The 15,456-nt window shown below is 27.2% G+C and carries 14 protein-coding genes; 9 read left to right on the plus strand and 5 right to left on the minus strand.

What is annotated here, in order from left to right; translation table 11 throughout:
- Positions 1 to 403: 403 nt before the first annotated feature.
- Positions 404 to 1,069 carry a type II CAAX endopeptidase family protein gene (locus VJI94_RS05170; RefSeq protein ID WP_324008588.1) on the plus strand — a complete coding sequence of 222 codons (666 nt, stop codon included), beginning with the start codon at positions 404 to 406 and terminating at the stop codon, positions 1,067 to 1,069.
- Positions 1,070 to 1,311: 242 nt separating this feature from the next.
- Here the strand turns inward: VJI94_RS05170 and VJI94_RS05175 are convergent, their stop codons facing one another.
- Positions 1,312 to 3,195, minus strand: coding sequence for a cation-translocating P-type ATPase (locus VJI94_RS05175; protein WP_324008589.1), 1,884 nt, complete (start codon positions 3,193 to 3,195; stop codon positions 1,312 to 1,314).
- 160 nt (positions 3,196 to 3,355) lie between these two features.
- On the opposite strand from VJI94_RS05175, the gene VJI94_RS05180 reads away from it, so the two are divergent.
- Positions 3,356 to 3,913 carry a TetR/AcrR family transcriptional regulator gene (locus VJI94_RS05180; RefSeq protein WP_040596793.1) on the plus strand — a complete coding sequence of 186 codons (558 nt, stop codon included), beginning with the start codon at positions 3,356 to 3,358 and terminating at the stop codon, positions 3,911 to 3,913.
- A 115-nt stretch (positions 3,914 to 4,028) separates the two neighbouring features.
- Positions 4,029 to 4,679: an HAD family hydrolase gene (locus VJI94_RS05185; RefSeq protein ID WP_118058377.1), complete on the plus strand. Its 651-nt coding sequence runs from the start codon at positions 4,029 to 4,031 to the stop codon at positions 4,677 to 4,679.
- 136 nt (positions 4,680 to 4,815) lie between these two features.
- On the opposite strand, the gene VJI94_RS05190 is transcribed toward VJI94_RS05185, so the two are convergent.
- Entirely contained in the window at positions 4,816 to 6,807 is a 1,992-nt protein-coding gene (locus VJI94_RS05190) for a S9 family peptidase (RefSeq protein WP_324008590.1), read from the minus strand.
- A 163-nt stretch (positions 6,808 to 6,970) separates the two neighbouring features.
- On the opposite strand from VJI94_RS05190, the gene VJI94_RS05195 reads away from it, so the two are divergent.
- Positions 6,971 to 7,456: a GNAT family N-acetyltransferase gene (locus VJI94_RS05195; protein ID WP_269752505.1), complete on the plus strand. Its 486-nt coding sequence runs from the start codon at positions 6,971 to 6,973 to the stop codon at positions 7,454 to 7,456.
- Positions 7,457 to 7,466: 10 nt separating this feature from the next.
- Positions 7,467 to 8,180: a carbon-nitrogen hydrolase family protein gene (locus VJI94_RS05200; RefSeq protein WP_324008592.1), complete on the plus strand. Its 714-nt coding sequence runs from the start codon at positions 7,467 to 7,469 to the stop codon at positions 8,178 to 8,180.
- A gap of 82 nt (positions 8,181 to 8,262) precedes the next feature.
- Here VJI94_RS05200 and VJI94_RS05205 read toward each other — a convergent pair whose 3' ends face one another.
- Positions 8,263 to 8,607 carry a helix-turn-helix domain-containing protein gene (locus VJI94_RS05205; protein ID WP_324008593.1) on the minus strand — a complete coding sequence of 115 codons (345 nt, stop codon included), beginning with the start codon at positions 8,605 to 8,607 and terminating at the stop codon, positions 8,263 to 8,265.
- A gap of 137 nt (positions 8,608 to 8,744) precedes the next feature.
- Between VJI94_RS05205 and VJI94_RS05210 the strand changes: the two genes are divergently transcribed.
- A complete protein-coding gene (locus VJI94_RS05210; protein ID WP_324008594.1) occupies positions 8,745 to 9,134 on the plus strand; it encodes a nuclear transport factor 2 family protein in 390 nt (129 codons plus the stop codon).
- Between the two features lie 334 nt (positions 9,135 to 9,468).
- On the opposite strand, the gene VJI94_RS05215 is transcribed toward VJI94_RS05210, so the two are convergent.
- Together VJI94_RS05215 and VJI94_RS05220 are read right to left on the minus strand one after the other, a co-directional pair.
- A complete protein-coding gene (locus VJI94_RS05215) occupies positions 9,469 to 10,476 on the minus strand; it encodes an alpha/beta hydrolase (protein WP_324008595.1) in 1,008 nt (335 codons plus the stop codon).
- A 9-nt stretch (positions 10,477 to 10,485) separates the two neighbouring features.
- Entirely contained in the window at positions 10,486 to 11,133 is a 648-nt protein-coding gene (locus tag VJI94_RS05220; RefSeq protein ID WP_324008596.1) for a TetR/AcrR family transcriptional regulator, read from the minus strand.
- 244 nt (positions 11,134 to 11,377) lie between these two features.
- Between VJI94_RS05220 and VJI94_RS05225 the strand changes: the two genes are divergently transcribed.
- The 3 genes from VJI94_RS05225 (at position 11,378) to VJI94_RS05235 (ending at position 15,441) form a co-directional block, all read left to right on the plus strand.
- A complete protein-coding gene (locus VJI94_RS05225) occupies positions 11,378 to 14,362 on the plus strand; it encodes a hypothetical protein (RefSeq protein ID WP_324008597.1) in 2,985 nt (994 codons plus the stop codon).
- 195 nt (positions 14,363 to 14,557) lie between these two features.
- A complete protein-coding gene (locus VJI94_RS05230) occupies positions 14,558 to 15,040 on the plus strand; it encodes a GNAT family N-acetyltransferase (RefSeq protein WP_324008598.1) in 483 nt (160 codons plus the stop codon).
- A gap of 5 nt (positions 15,041 to 15,045) precedes the next feature.
- Positions 15,046 to 15,441 (plus strand): hypothetical protein, encoded by a 396-nt coding sequence (locus VJI94_RS05235; protein WP_324008599.1) that lies wholly within the window; start codon positions 15,046 to 15,048, stop codon positions 15,439 to 15,441.
- The last annotated feature ends 15 nt before the right edge of the window (positions 15,442 to 15,456 follow it).

Consider the following 15,456-nt stretch of genomic DNA (forward strand, 5'->3'; position numbering starts at 1 on the left):
GTAAAAAGTCTAAAATTATTCTAAAATCATAACATATATTCATAATTTTTGCAATAAAAAAATTTTGAGTTAATTTTTTCATATTTAATTTAGTGTATATTGGTGATATTCAGTTATAATCAACTTCTTATATGAAATAGATTTATCTTCTGACTTTGTGTTTTCGGTCGAGATGAAGTGTAGAGGGATTATGGAGTTTTTTATTTAATGAGCAGTATGATGAAACTAAATTGTATCATATGTTAAATAGAAAAAAATTAATTAAAGTGATATAATAGAATAGAAAAGGAGAAATAGTACATAATTGTTGATAGTTATATGATAATGAGAAATGCTCAAAGTATCATAATTATTACAACACTAAAGTAAAAATTTGATTGGAATTTTATAAGGAGAATATATTATGAATAGTGGAATATCTATCGGTAAAGGTATTTTATGGGTACTCGTTTGGTTTGGATTTATGTTTATATATACTGCTCTTGATATTGTAATATGGAGAAAAATTGCTCCGAATTACAGTAGAATTTTGAATATAATAACTGTTGCATTGAGCATGGTTGTATTTTTTGTTTTATTGGAAAGAAAAGAGAATTTCAAACTTAATTTACTAGCAAATGTTTCTATTCAAGGAATGGTAATAGCTATATGTTGTTCAATATTATTCTATTTTCTTTTAGATAAAGGGTTAGATCCTATATTTGAAAGTATTTTTCCAATGAGTAAGGAAAATTATCAACAGACAATTCAATCAATAGTTTCTTCACCTATTGTAAGTCTAATTGATTTTTGTATATTTGCTCCTATTCTTGAAGAATTTTTAATGAGGGGATTTATACTCAACGGTTTATCAGTAAATTATGGAATTATTGTTGCTTTACTTATATCTTCAATACTGTTTGCATTATTACACTTTAATATTGCTCAAATATTTCCTTCATTTATTTGTGGGTTAATATTAGGGTTGATTTATTTATATACAGGTTCGATACTTTCTTGTATATTTGCTCATATGGGATATAATTTAATATCATATATTATGATAATTTTACCTATTTACAATAAGTAGATGGTTGTGATAACTTTACTATAATCAATAATCTTTACTACAGAAAAAATATTCCCAAGTCTTTAATTTGTTATAATCTACTTTGGGAATATTATTATTATACTATTTACTTTTATATTTAATTAACTTTTTTCGGAATGAAATCTTTTACTACATTCGAGTTGTTCATTTTTGTTTAGATTACATTTAAGTCCCTTTTATCTACTTTTGTTGAAATTACGTTTAAGTATCTTGTAAAAAATTTAATTAAATTTTCTATCATATAATAATGACGCATTTAAAATTACGAGTATTGAGCCTAGATTATGAACTATTGCACCAATCAACGGATTTAAAACTCCAAGTACTGATAAAATTACGGCTACAAAGTTAATTAAAAGTGATATTATAATATTGAATTTTATTGTCTTTACTGTTGCATTGGCAAGTTTTTTTAGATAAACTATTTTTGAAACATCATGTCCCATTAATACAATATTTGCACTCTCGATTGAAATGTCGCTACCTGTTTTTCCCATTGCGACTGAAACATCTGCGAGTTTAAGAGCTGGGGCATCGTTTATTCCGTCGCCAATCATACAAACTACATTATTTTCTTTTAGACTTTTTATATTTTCAAACTTTTCTTCAGGAGAAAGTTCTGCTTTTACTTCTGTTATTCCAACTTTGTCTGAAAAGTATTTTGCAGTTGAAAGATTGTCTCCAGTTAGAAGTAGTGGCTCAATTTCAAAGTTTTTTAAATTTTCGACCATTTCTTTTGCATTTTCTCTTAAAGTGTCTGATAGAGTTACAATTGATAAAACTTCTTTTTCATCTCCAAAAAGAATTATATTCTTAGCTTCACTTGAGTATTTTTCGGTTTTTTCTTTTACGTTATCTTTTATATTTATATTATTTTCTCTAAAGTATTTTTCATTACCACAGAAATATTTATTTCCTAAAATTTCTCCTTCAACACCTCTTGCAATTTTCATTTTAAAGTTTTCAACATTTTCTTTTTTTATATTTTTTTCATCTAAATATTCTGTTACTGATTTTGCAATAGGATGTTCGCTTTTTGATTCTAAACTTGAGATTAAGGACATTATTTTTTCATCAGAAAAATCTGAAAAGTTTTCTATATCATTTACATTCAATTTACCATAAGTTAGAGTTCCAGTTTTGTCAAAGGCTATTTTATTAACTTTTGCAAGTTTTTCAAGGGCATTAAATGTTTTTATAATTACACCATGTTTACTTGCTTGACCGATTGAGGCCATAACAGCAGTTGGAGTTGATAAGAATAGGGCACAAGGACAAAATACAACTAAAACTGTAACTGCTCTATTTGTTGAAGTGTATAAATCAAAATTATATAACATCATTATAGCAAAAGTTGTAATTGCAATTAAAAGTGCTGTCGGAACGAGTTTAACTGCAAGTCTGTCAATTACAGTCTGCATAGGAGTTTGTTCTTTTTCTGCTCTTTCAACTAGGTCGATAAATTTTTGTAAGGATGAATTTTCAACATCTTTGGCTATGATGTCGATACTTCCAAAACAGTTCATAGAACCACAGAAAACTTCATCTCCAATGGTTTTGTCAACCGGTAAACTTTCTCCTGTTAGAATTGATTGGTCAATAGAAGCAAAACCCTCTTTTATAATTCCATCTACTGAAATTATTTCTCCGGGCATAACTCGAATCAAGTCTCCGTTTTCAATTTCTTCAATCGGAACTTCTTTAACAGTATAAGAGTAATCTGTTTTGAAAAGTTTCTTTGCCCTTTTTGGAGTTGAAGAAATTAAGTCGTTAAGACCTTTTTTAGCTCTGTCAACCGTATAGTCTTCTAAAAGTTCTCCAATTGCCATAAGAATTGCAATTTCAGCTGCAGCAAAATATTCTCTCACAAATACTGATGCAATTACTGCAATTGAGATTAAAAGTGAATTTTTTATTTTACATTTCATTAGGTTTTTAACAGCGCCTACCAAGAAAGGAAAAGAGGAGATAAAAATACTTATCCACACCGGCTTAAATACAGTTTCTATTTTTAAAAGATTTAAAACAACATTTAGTACAAAAAACGCTATTGAAATTATAGTAAAATATAAACCGCTGAAAAGTTCTTTCATTTTATTTATCATAATATCCTCCTTGATTTTTTTTACCTATAATGCTACAATTAATTTAATAACGAACACTTTGTTTGATTTAATTGTATCACTATAGATATTACATATCAATAATCAATTAAACAAAAAAGTTATACTTTGAACATTTTTTTAAAAATGTATGGAGGATTTTATGAATAGACAACAAATTAAAACCAGAAAAGCAATTTTTATGGCTTTTACAGAGCTTTTATCCAAGAAAAATTATAATAAAATAACAGTCCAAGAAATAATAGACCTTGCGGATATAGGTAGAAGTACTTTTTATTCTCATTTTGAAACTAAAGATGACTTGTTAAAAGAAATTTGTCGTGAGTTGTTTGAACATATATTTTCTAATGATTTAAGTAGAGAATGTTCAAAAATTTTTGAAAATTCAAACAAAAATCCTAAAATTTTAATTACACATATACTTTATCATTTAAAGGAAAATAAGGAAGAGTTTATAAAGGTTTTAAGTTGTGAAAGTAATGACTTGTTTTTGGGATATTTCAAAACATATCTGTACAAAGTGATTGATGAATATATTTTTATCGATAATACAGGAGATGAAAAGTTTAAAAGATTTTTAAAAAATCATATTTGCTGTACATTTGTTGAAACAATAAAATGGTGGATAAAAAATCAAATGGAAGAAAGTCCTGAGCAAATTGCAGATTATTTTTTTAGAGTGGTAGATCCTATAATTTAGTATATAATAGTTTGAGAAATTAGCTAAAATATGATAAAATAAATACGACTTTGCGTATTATGATAAATTAATATTTGTTTTATCATAATTATATATTGATTATCAGGGGGAAATTATGAAGTGTATAATGTTTGATATGGACGGAACTTTAATTGATTCTATTGGTGGATGGTTTGGAAGTTGTTCATATTTTCTTAAAGAGATGAATTTAGAAGAAACAGATGAACTAAAAGAAATGTTTAAAGGAAAAAAACTTTATGCAAGAGGAATTGCAATAGGAAAATATTATAATCTCGATTTAACTCCGGATGAAATTTATGCCAAAAATTTAAAATATGTGAAAGAGGGATACGACGAAATTTACGGAGCAAAAGATAATGTGATGAATGCTCTGGATTATCTTAAAGAAAAAGGTTATAAGATTTCTTTGAATACTGCTACAAATATTGGACTTTGTAAAAATTGCTTGGAAAGAACGGGACTTATGAAGTATTTTGACTATATTCAAACTTGTGATGATTGTGGATATTTAAAAGATGATGAAAGATATTATGATTGGGCAATAAAAAAACATAATGAAGATGTTGATGATATTATATTCTTTGATGATACTGAAGCTCCATTAAAAACTGCAAGGAAAAGGGGAATTAAAACAGTTTTGGTTTATGAACCTTTGACAAATGGAGAGTATTTTGAAACTACAACAGATTTTGACTATAAAATGGATACAATTTCTGTTGAAAATTTAAAAAGAATTGGACTTTAAACAAAATTATAATGAAAAAAGAGCTATGTTGTGAAAATTTAACATAGCTCTTTTTAATTGTGAAACAACAAGGTTCCCGGGAACCCACCGATGCGAAGCATCGTGGAAGGGTAGGGTTGGGGTTCTTATTGCTAAATTATTTTAAATAATTATCAAACCATTCTAATATTTCTTTTAATCTTCTTATTCTATGCATTGGTTTACCACTTCTTGAAAGTTCATGATTTTCTCCTTTGAACATAACAAGTCTTGCAGGCACATTATGATATTTTAATGCTGAGAACATTTGAATTCCTTCAGGTATCCAACATCTATAGTCTTCATCTGAATGGATGAAAAGTGTTGGAGTTTGTGCCTTATTTGCATATTTAAGTGGAGAATGATACCACAATTTTTCGTAATTATTCCAAGGTGTTGCAGAAATTTGGTCGTCAATGAAATAATATCCGATGTCTGTAAGTAAAAATTCAGAAGTCATATTTGAAATTGAACGTTGTGAACAAGCAGCCTTAAATCTGTTTGTATGTCCGATTGCCCAATTAGTCATGAAACCACCGTAACTTCCACCCATAATTGCCAACTTTTCTTCATCAAGTGCAGGGTAGTTTTTAATTACAGCATCTGTAAATTTCATTAAGTCATCAAAATCAATTTCTCCATATTTTCCACGAATATCTGCAAATTCTTTTCCTCTACCGTCAGATCCTCTAGGATTTGTGAAAAATACAAAATATCCATTATTTGCTAAAAACTGCATTTCGTGATGGAATACTTTTCCGAAAACTGTCTTAGGGCCTCCGTGAACATGAAGCACACCGGGATATTTTTTGTTTGGATCATAGTCAACAGGTTTCATAACATATCCTATAAATCCAATTCCATCATTTGTAAAGTTGATTTCTTCAATTTCTGAAAGTGAATATTCTGTTGTATCATTGTGGAAAGAAATTCTATTTTCTTCTTCCATAGAAATTTCATAAATATCTTGCAAATTGGAATCTTTTAGTGCAACAGCATAAATTTTTCCATCTTTTGAAACGTCGATACAATCGATAGAACCTGATTTTTCATTTAATCTTTCAAGATTTCCATTTTTATCAATTCTATAAATATATGAACTGTTTACCTCAGTATTTATGAAGTACATAAATCCTTCTTTTACTAAAATACCTTTTCCACCTGTTAATCTCATATCTGTTCCGACAGAGTTATTCATACACATATCAAAATTGTCATTTACAATTTTTTCAAAGGATTTTTCTTTGATATTTATGATGTAGATATTTGAATTTTCATTTATACCATATTCTTTCATATCTGTTGCTACGGTTATAATATTTTTAGAATCAATAAAGTTTGCATAAGCAAAAGAAAAATCTTTTGCTAGAAGGTCAACTGTTTTAGTTTTGATATCTAAAATTTTAACCTCATTTACAAGAGGCATTTTTCCCGTAAAAGTTGTGGAAATAAAAACAGCCTTAGTTTTGTCTTCATTTAATTCCAAACCATAAATATCAGTGATATCATCACTTAATGGAATAAATTCAGAAGTCTTTTTGTTGAAATGATAAAGTCTGCTTCTATCTTCATTTGTAAAACCAATATTATTTCCCCAGAAAGGAATTTCAGTTGCAATTAAGTAATCCTTAGAATCGTCATAAGTTTTTTCTTTATTTTCTTTTTTATCTTCTTCTTTTTTAGATTCTTTTTCTATTTTTTCCAATTCTTTTGTTCTGTTGAAATTAGCTAAAACTAAAAATTCATCATCATTTATTTGTTTTATTGTATTTACCAAAGCAGGAACAGTAAAGTCTAAAACCGCTTCTCCACCGGAAGTACATATTTTGTAAAATTTAGTTGTATCAGACTCGTCTTTTTTACCTTCTCTATCACCTGCAAACAGAATAGAACCGTCTAAAAGTTCAATGAAAGAACTTTCCTTAGCACCATTAGTAAAAACAAATGACTTTTTAGTTTCCAAATCCATTTTATAAATTCTATGCTCATAAGAATTTTTTTTTAAATTCATATTAGAAACACTATAGAATAGATTTTTTTCGTTTTTACTTAAATGTAAATTTCCCAAAAACTTAAAGTTTTTAAACTCATCAATTTTAATACTTTTCATATTGCCTCCTTAAACAACAATTTACAAGGATTATCTTATTGAAATTCCCTTGCAATTTGATTATACTACAAAAACAAAAAAATTACAAAAAATAATTTTTGATAAATACTAATTATATGATAAAATATTTATATTAAATGAAACTAAAAAAATGGAGAATATTATGGAAATTAGAAGATTGATTGATACAGATGTTAAAGAGTTTTATAATTGTCTTAAAATTATTGACAGCGAAACAGATTTTATGATGTTTGAACCTGATGAAAGAGTTTGGAATGAGGAAAGACTTGCAAAAAATTTAAAAGATGAAAATAATTTATTTTTAGGAGTGATAGAGGACGGAAAAATAGTAGGATTTTTATCTGCTAAGAGGGGTGTTTTTAGAAGAATAAGACATACTGCTTATGTAGTAATTGGGATACAAAAAAATTACTGTAATAGAAAAATAGGAACAAAACTATTCCAAATGCTTGATAATTGGGCAGTTAAAAACAAAATTATAAGACTAGAGTTGACAGTTGAATGTGAAAATGTATCTGCAATAAAATTATATGAAAAAAGCGGATTTACTATTGAAGGAATAAAGAAAAAAACGATGTATGTAAATGGAAAATATGTAGATGAGTATATGATGTCAAAAGTATTTTAATGGAGCGAATATGAAAATAGGACTAGTTTCTTACGAATTTAACAATGGGAAAATTGAATATAATATTGAAAAAATAGAAAAGGCGATTATCTCTTCTAATGGAAGTGCTGATTTACTTTGTTTTGGAGAAACTTTTTTGCAAGGCTTTGACTCACTTTCTTGGAATTATGAAATAGATAAAAGTATTGCAATTACAAAAGAGTCTGTAACTATGGAAAGATTAAAAAAACTTAGTGAAAAACATAAAATTGACCTTGGTATTGGCTATATCGAAAGAGAAAAAGAAAAGATTTACTCTTCTTTTATAGTAATTGAGAAAGGAAAAATAATCCATAATTATAGAAGAATTACAAAAAATTGGAAAGAATATTCAATTACCGATGAGCATTATTGTGAAGGAGAGATTTCAGAAACTTTTATCTATAAGAATAGAGAATTTAAAATTGCACTATGTGGCGATATGTGGATTTGTCCTGAAAAATTTAAAACAAATGGAATTTTACTTTGGCCTGTGTATTGTAATTTCACAAAAGATGAATGGAAAAATACTGAACAATCTGATTATGCAAAGCAATCTAAATCGGCATCAGATAATGTTCTTTTAGTAAATTCAATCACAAAAGAAGAGCCAATAAGCGTTGGTGGGGCATATTATTTTAAAAACGGAAAAATTGAAAAGAGTTTAGAGTTGGATAAAGAAGATATTTTAATCGTTGAGATATAAAAAAAGATTCTGAAATTTAGAAAAAGAGCTGACTAGAGGTTTTAACCTCAAAATCAGCTCTTTTTGTTCTAAATAGATAAGTTTATTTATCATTTGGATTATTAATTTTGTTAAGTTCAGAAATATAATCTAGTCCAAAAATTTCTATTTCGTTCAAAACTTTCTGAAATTTAGTACCTAATGTACTTAAAGAGTATTCAACATGAGGAGGTACTTCAGCAAAAACTTTTCTTGTGATTAATTTATCTTGTTCTAATTGACGCAATTGCCTTGTTAAAACAGTTCGAGTAACTTCAGGAATTAATCTTTCAAGTTCATTAAATCTTTTAGTACCTGTACTTAAATGATATAAAACTACAATTGCCCATTTTCCTTGTAAAACTTTCTGAGTAGTAACATAAGGGCATTTATCATAAATAGTTGACATAAAAACCTCCTTAAGCTGTGTAATAGTATCGTATTAGATACTATGTATTATAAATGTTCGTACTTTTAAAGTCAAGACTTAAAAAGTATAATAATAGTAAGAGGAAAATCAATCCTCAAAAAGAAAGGAGATTAGCTATGAAAAGTGAAATTATGAAAGTATATAATGCTTATACAGAAGCATTATTAAAGGGAGATTTTAAATCTGTTTTTGAAACAATGTCTGATAATATTGTATGGCATATGGGAGGAGAAGGTCCACTTTCAGGAATTGTTAAAGGAAAAGAGGCATTGGGAGAACGTTTAGGAGAATTTACCAAAAGAAGCAATGGGACATTTAGAGTAATTACAAATTGGGCTGCAAGTAATGATTGTTTTGTTGTTGCAAGTGTTGTTTTTTTAGCTGAAAAAGAAGATCAAAAACTAAATGACCCCGGTATTGATTTATTTAGAATAGAGAATGGAAAAATACAAGAAGTATGGACTTTTGCAGAACAACAAGAGGAAGAAGATAAATTTTGGAAATAGGTTAATTTATTTTTATAACAAAATGTAAGAGATATGTAAAATAAAATAATGAATGTCAAATTTTTAAAAAGAGAAGATTTTATATCAAAATATATAAGTCTTCTCTTTTGTTGTGAGACAACAAGGTTCTCGAATACCCACTCAATGTGAAGCATTTAGAAATAGTGAGCATATTATTTTAAAAATGGAAAAATTGAAAAGAAATTAGAATTGAAAAAAGAAGATATTTTATTTGTAGAAATATAAAATAAAAAAATTATTCTAAAATTTAGAAAAAGAGCTGATTACAGATTTTATATCTTAGATATCAGCTCTTTTTGTTCTAAATTGACTATTAAATACTTTCTTTAAATTCTATTAATAATTCAATAAATTTTTTAGATTTAAAAGCGTGAATTACATGATTAGCAGGAACTTTTTTATATATAATTTGTGGAGCTAAAGAAATTGCATGTTTAGCATCATCTTCATCAAATGCTCCTACAAGTCCAAAATTTTCATACCTTTTCCAGTCAGCATGAATAAGCATTATTGGACATTTTGTTTTTTTAAAGGCTTCTTCGTGCTTAATACCATCATAAAATCTTCCATCAACAAAAGCTCTAGAAAAATCGGGATCAAACATAGACAATGATTTAATAAGTAGTCGTAAACTATCTGGGAATCCTACTGCAATAGGTTTATTAGGGTATTTGTTTTGAAATTTCTTTATCTTTCTTGATAGCCAATTGGCAAACCAATTTGGAATTTTTTTAATTCTCTTTTCAGAAGCTGGCATTTCCATATCTCTAAAATAATCTGCTAAATCTCTATCTTCAATATTTCCAATTTTGTCAACAAGATGTTTTAATCCATTGTAAACAAATTTATCTTGTTCTTTAAATCTTGGCATCTCTGTAGAAAAGATTGGGGCATCCTCGAGAACAATTCCAGAAACATATTCAGGAATATTAACTGCACACCATAAGGCAAGAATACCTCCAGATGAATTTCCACTTATAATTACTTTTTCTTTTATTACATTTTTGATAAACATTTTTAAGTCTTCACCTACAATTTTCCAAGAATAATAACCAGGTGTCCAAGTAGATTTTCCATGTCCTCTTATATCTATTGAATAAACTTGAAAAATTTTAGATAAAGGTATTAGTACTTTTTTATAACTCTCCCACATTCCCATTTGAGCAGGAATTAGCAATAAACTAGGCCTGTTTTTGGGACCAACAACATAGTTAAGTTTAACAGTTCCTGTATCATAAGTTTTTTCCGAAAAGCCAGCATTAATAAGCTTTTTATTTTCAAGTTTTCCTGATAAGTTTTCATAAGGGTTTTTATAAAACATTTTATCCTCCTATCTTAAGCAATCTGTATTAAGAAATCCATAAAGCATTAAATGTAGATATTTCTTAATACTATTTTTAAATTCATCATAATTGTCGAATAAATCCATTGGATTGTCTTGATATTGATTGAGATGTTTTATTACAATCGCATCAATATATAAAGATAAAGCATCCACAACTAATTCATGATCAATATCTTTTCTTAAGTTAAATATTTTAATAGAATTAGAGATTTGTATTTTTAATTTTTCATTTGATTTTTTGTGATATTGACTAAAAATATCCTTAATTTCTTTTTCAACTTCTTTACTTGTTTCCTTAGAAGCCATATTTAAAAATTTAGTTTCATTAGGATATTTTTTTATTAAATTACATTTTTTATCCATAATACTAAAAATGTTATCGAAAAAATCATAATAAGTTTTACATTCTAAATTCTGTGTCAATAAATCTACTGAATAATTAAGTAGGTATAAATAAAAATTCTTTTTATTATCAAAATAGTAAAATAATAAACCTTTAGAAATATCAGCTTCTTTAACTATTAAATCAGTTTTTGCTTCTACAAATGAAAATTGTGAGAAAATCTCTATACCTTTATTTATTATCATTTGTTTTTTATCTTCTGAAACTTTTTCAAAATTTTTAGTAGTCATAAATACGTCCTCCTTACTTGACTAATCAGTCAATTTATTTTAATTAAAGTATATCATCTTTTGACTGAATAGTCAATATTAATGAAATGGAATTAAAAATTTTTAATAATCTATAATTAAACACTTTTAAATGATATGTTAGAAAAAATTTATAAAAAAACCTTGACTTTATATATTGATATATAATATAATCAATAGCGATATTGAAAATTAATCTATATTAAAAAATATTTCGGAGGTTTATATGAAGAAAAAACTTACAGCAATTGTTTTAAGTCTTTCAATGTGCTTAATTCCAATTAGTCAAATGCAAGTTTTAAATGCAAAAACGACAACACAAGAACAAAAAGATGATATTTCTTTAAAATTTATTAGAGGTAAACTAGGAAGTAGAGATAAATATGAAATTACACCTAAAGATAAATTAAAGGAAATAACAAAAATTTTTGTAGAAAATAGTGAATATGAAAAGAAAGATAATAAAGCTGCAGTATTTGGAAAGACATTTTTTGTTGATTTATCAGATAACTGTTTATACCTTGGTCAAGATTTAAAGGATAAAGAAGTTATAAAAATTGAATTTAAAGATAAAAGTACTGTTTCATTTAAGAAAGATGGAGATAATTTTATAAAAATAGAAGAAAAAAATAATAAAAAACCTTCTACACCAAATGAAACTCCTGACAACAAAGGGCAAAATGATTTTTCATTAAAAGTGATTGAAGAAAAAAATTATGATAATAAATATTCTCTTGAATTAAAGGATAAAATTGCACAAATTAAGCAAATCTTTGTAAATGACAAGGAATACAAAAAAGTAAGCAGTAAGGTTGCTGTTTTTGGACCAGCTTACTTTATAGATGAAGCAAATAAAATTTTATATCTTGGACAAAAAGTACCGGATGGACATATAGTTAAATTTGTCTTTAATGACGGGACATCTGTTTCATTTGAAAGAAAAGGAAAAGAATTTGTTAAAAAAGACAATCATTCTGCAAAAAAATATTATTTGAGAATTGTAGGTTCATTTGAAGCGGCAATTATCGGACAAAAAAAATACGATTCTATTTCATCTGCTACAGGTGGAGGAGTAAATTCAAATAAAAATAGTAATGTAAAATTACAAATTGCCTATACAGACAAAGAAAAACCAGCGGATTCAGATTTTAAGGATGCTAAAGAAGTAACACATGATTTACAACTAGAAGCAAAAATGGTTTCAGATGATTCCGGTATGGTGGCAAAATACTCCAAAATAGATAATAGTGTTAAATTATCTGGAATTCCTTCTAAAAAAGGAACTTATAAAGTTTTTGTACAATCAAAAGATGGAAAATTAAAATCAAATGAATTAGATTTTGAAGTTTTTGATACAAATGAAGTAACTCTTGAGGAAAGATTGGTAGATAAAGAGTTTAAACCTTTAAAACATCCTGATACAAAAAAAGAATGGGATATGAAACCTTGGGTAATCAAAAAGTTTGGAAAAAATAAAGAAGAAGTAACTGTTCCAAAAAATCTAAAACTTTGGTTTGGTTCAAGAGAAAGTGGAAAATATTCAGAATTAGGCTATCCGATTGATGAAAATAAACCTACTACTCAAACTTTAGTTGTAACAGGAGAACTTTACCTTGTAAATATGAAAATTTTAAGTTCTGTAAATATCGTAGTAAAAGACGGTGGTAAACTTAATCTTTCAGATTCATCACTATATGGCAAAATAACTGTTGAAAAAGGTGGAACTCTTGAAGTAAATTATGATGACTACCACAAGAGTTTTGCAAGCGGATCTTCTATAAATGGTCAAATAATTTTAAAAGATGGTGCAACGCTACAAAACTCTGTTATTTATTCAAATGCCAATTATTTAACTGATGGAAAAAATGCAAAACATATACAAACTCCAGTTGTAAGTGTTCAAGGTAATGCAACTATAAAAGGTAATGTATTTATACGTGGAGATGAAGCTCCTACAGGTGAACAATATAAAGGACAAGGAGCAATGGAGATTGCAAAAGGTAAAACATTAACTATTGAAAAAGATTCAAAACTTGGACTTTTTGCAGGTGGTCGCTATGCTCTTACAAGTAATGGAGGAGACGCTTTAAAATTAGAGGGAACAGTAACAGGAAAAGGAACTTTAATTGCTGTTGGAGGAAATGGTCGATTTGCAGGTAAAGGTGGAAATGGAGTTTCAGGTAATGGAACAATTTCTGTTGATAATGCATATTTGCGTGGTGGAAATAGTTATATGAGTAAGAGTGAAGGTGGAAAAGCTGTTCTTGACTCAATAACTATTGACAAAAAAACAAAAGGATATGCAATAGATGGTAAAAAATCTACAAATTCGATTGAAGACTCTAAACTTCAAAATGAAACACCAAATTGGAATGGATATACTGCTCCGAATAAAGATTTATTAGATAAATTAAGTACAGAAAATGCTCCGTCAATAGTTGGGGAAAAAGAAAAACAAAAGCTTGAAAAAGATTTAGAAAAGACTAAAAAAGAGCTTGAAAAAATTAAAGAAGAACTTGAAAAAATTGAGCAAGAACTCGAAAAATCTAAACAAGATTCAGAAAAAATAAAAAAAGAGCTTGAAAAAATTAAACAAGAACTTGAAAAAGCTAAGCAAGAGTTAGAAAAGGCAAAGCAATCCGGAAGTAAAAAACAAAATGAAATTGATGAGCTTAACAAAAAAATAAAAGAACTTGAAGAAAAAGTAAATTCTTTAAAAGCTAAGCTTGAAAAAGGAAAGAATAATAATTCATCAGATAAACAAAATAACAATAATCCTAAGATAATTGAATTTTTATATGGTAAAAATCAAACTGTAACAAAAAATGATGGTCATAAATTATTCTTTAGATTGGATGAAGATGTTAAAAACTTTGAAAATGTATATTTAGATGGCAAGCTTGTTGACCCATCAATGTACACTGTAAAATCAGGTAGTACAATCGTAGAGTTTACTAATGAATTTAAAAATTCTTTAACAGAAGGAAATCATAATCTTGAGTTTAAATTTAAAAATGGTTATGCAAAAACACAAATTCATGTTTTAAATAAGAAGGAAGATTCTAAAAAAGATAAAAATAAAGTTATACAAACAAAACAAAAGAATACAAAAATTAACAAGGGTCTTCCAAAAACTAATATTTCAAATTCAAGTATATTGTTAGCAGTAACAAGTTTAGTAGGTTTTCTTTATTCAAAAAAGAAAAAATAGATAACAAAATGTAATTAGCTTATAATGTAAAGCCCCAAATCAGAATAAAAGATTTGGGGCTTTTCTTTGTCAAAATTAAATTTACAATGGATTTATTTATAATTAGAAATATAGCATAATAACCATTACAGATATATAAATAAATAATTTTGTGTTATAATAAGAATAGAATAAATAAAAAACTTGGAGGTAGTTGTGCTTCGTTTAGAAAAAATAAATAGGAATAACATATGGGAAATACTTAAATTAAAGGTATCTGAATCACAAAAAAATTTTGTTGCATCTAATGACGTAAGCATTATTGAAGCATATCTAACTATTACTGCAAACGGAGTTGTTTTTCCCTTTGGAATCTATGATGACGATATGCCTATTGGTTTTCTGATGATTGGCTATGATGTAGATGAAACTTGGGAAAATGTTCCGAATATAGCAAAGGAAAACTATAATCTGTGGCGTTTGATGATTGATGAGACTTATCAACAAAAAGGCTTTGGGAAAAAAGCTATGAGACTTGCTTTAGATTTTATTAAATCATTCCCTTGTGGTAAAGCGGAATATTGTTGGCTGTCTTATGAACCTGAAAATAAAATTGCTAAAGAGTTGTATCATTCATTTGGATTTGTTGAAAATGCAGATATGGATGGAGATGAAGTTATTGCAATACTAAAACTTTAAGATGAATGAAATTTAAATTTATAGGAGAAATAGATATGACAAAAGAAGAAAGAGCAAAAAAATGGTTTAAGAATATTCAAAATGCAGAAGATATAAGTATAGAAAAAAGAATTGAGATATGCAATGTTGCCGCAAGATTGACAGCTCTTATATTTATAGCATTAGTTATAATAGAGTTTGTTTTGTTATCAATGGTAAATAATGGATCAATTTTAAATTATTTTGCAGATGCTTTGAACGGAATGAGCAAGGATTTACATGGTAGAAGTCAATATAAAATTTTAGCTATTGCAGGGGTTGCTTTTTGTCTACCTCTTATAGTTTTACCACTAGCTATAGCTATTACTTTTAGAAATAAATATATTAAATCTAAAGCAGAAAATTATTTGTATAGAAAATAAAAATTATATTAAAAT

It is taken from the genome of Parvimonas sp. D9, assembly GCF_035282565.1.
GTDB lineage: Bacteria > Bacillota > Clostridia > Tissierellales > Peptoniphilaceae > Parvimonas > Parvimonas micra.

What these genes read in the sequence shown, in the direction of transcription:
- VJI94_RS05185 (WP_118058377.1), top strand. Translation starts at nt 4,029, where the DNA reads ATGAAGTGTATAATGTTTGATATGGACGGAACTTTAATTGATTCTATT.
- VJI94_RS05200 (WP_324008592.1), top strand. Translation starts at nt 7,467, where the DNA reads ATGAAAATAGGACTAGTTTCTTACGAATTTAACAATGGGAAAATTGAA.
- VJI94_RS05220 (WP_324008596.1), bottom strand. Translation starts at nt 11,133, where the DNA reads ATGACTACTAAAAATTTTGAAAAAGTTTCAGAAGATAAAAAACAAATG.
- VJI94_RS05215 (WP_324008595.1), bottom strand. Translation starts at nt 10,476, where the DNA reads ATGTTTTATAAAAACCCTTATGAAAACTTATCAGGAAAACTTGAAAAT.
- VJI94_RS05210 (WP_324008594.1), top strand. Translation starts at nt 8,745, where the DNA reads ATGAAAAGTGAAATTATGAAAGTATATAATGCTTATACAGAAGCATTA.
- VJI94_RS05225 (WP_324008597.1), top strand. Translation starts at nt 11,378, where the DNA reads ATGAAGAAAAAACTTACAGCAATTGTTTTAAGTCTTTCAATGTGCTTA.
- VJI94_RS05170 (WP_324008588.1), top strand. Translation starts at nt 404, where the DNA reads ATGAATAGTGGAATATCTATCGGTAAAGGTATTTTATGGGTACTCGTT.
- VJI94_RS05195 (WP_269752505.1), top strand. Translation starts at nt 6,971, where the DNA reads ATGGAAATTAGAAGATTGATTGATACAGATGTTAAAGAGTTTTATAAT.
- VJI94_RS05235 (WP_324008599.1), top strand. Translation starts at nt 15,046, where the DNA reads ATGAAATTTAAATTTATAGGAGAAATAGATATGACAAAAGAAGAAAGA.
- VJI94_RS05180 (WP_040596793.1), top strand. Translation starts at nt 3,356, where the DNA reads ATGAATAGACAACAAATTAAAACCAGAAAAGCAATTTTTATGGCTTTT.
- VJI94_RS05175 (WP_324008589.1), bottom strand. Translation starts at nt 3,195, where the DNA reads ATGATAAATAAAATGAAAGAACTTTTCAGCGGTTTATATTTTACTATA.
- VJI94_RS05190 (WP_324008590.1), bottom strand. Translation starts at nt 6,807, where the DNA reads ATGAAAAGTATTAAAATTGATGAGTTTAAAAACTTTAAGTTTTTGGGA.
- VJI94_RS05205 (WP_324008593.1), bottom strand. Translation starts at nt 8,607, where the DNA reads ATGTCAACTATTTATGATAAATGCCCTTATGTTACTACTCAGAAAGTT.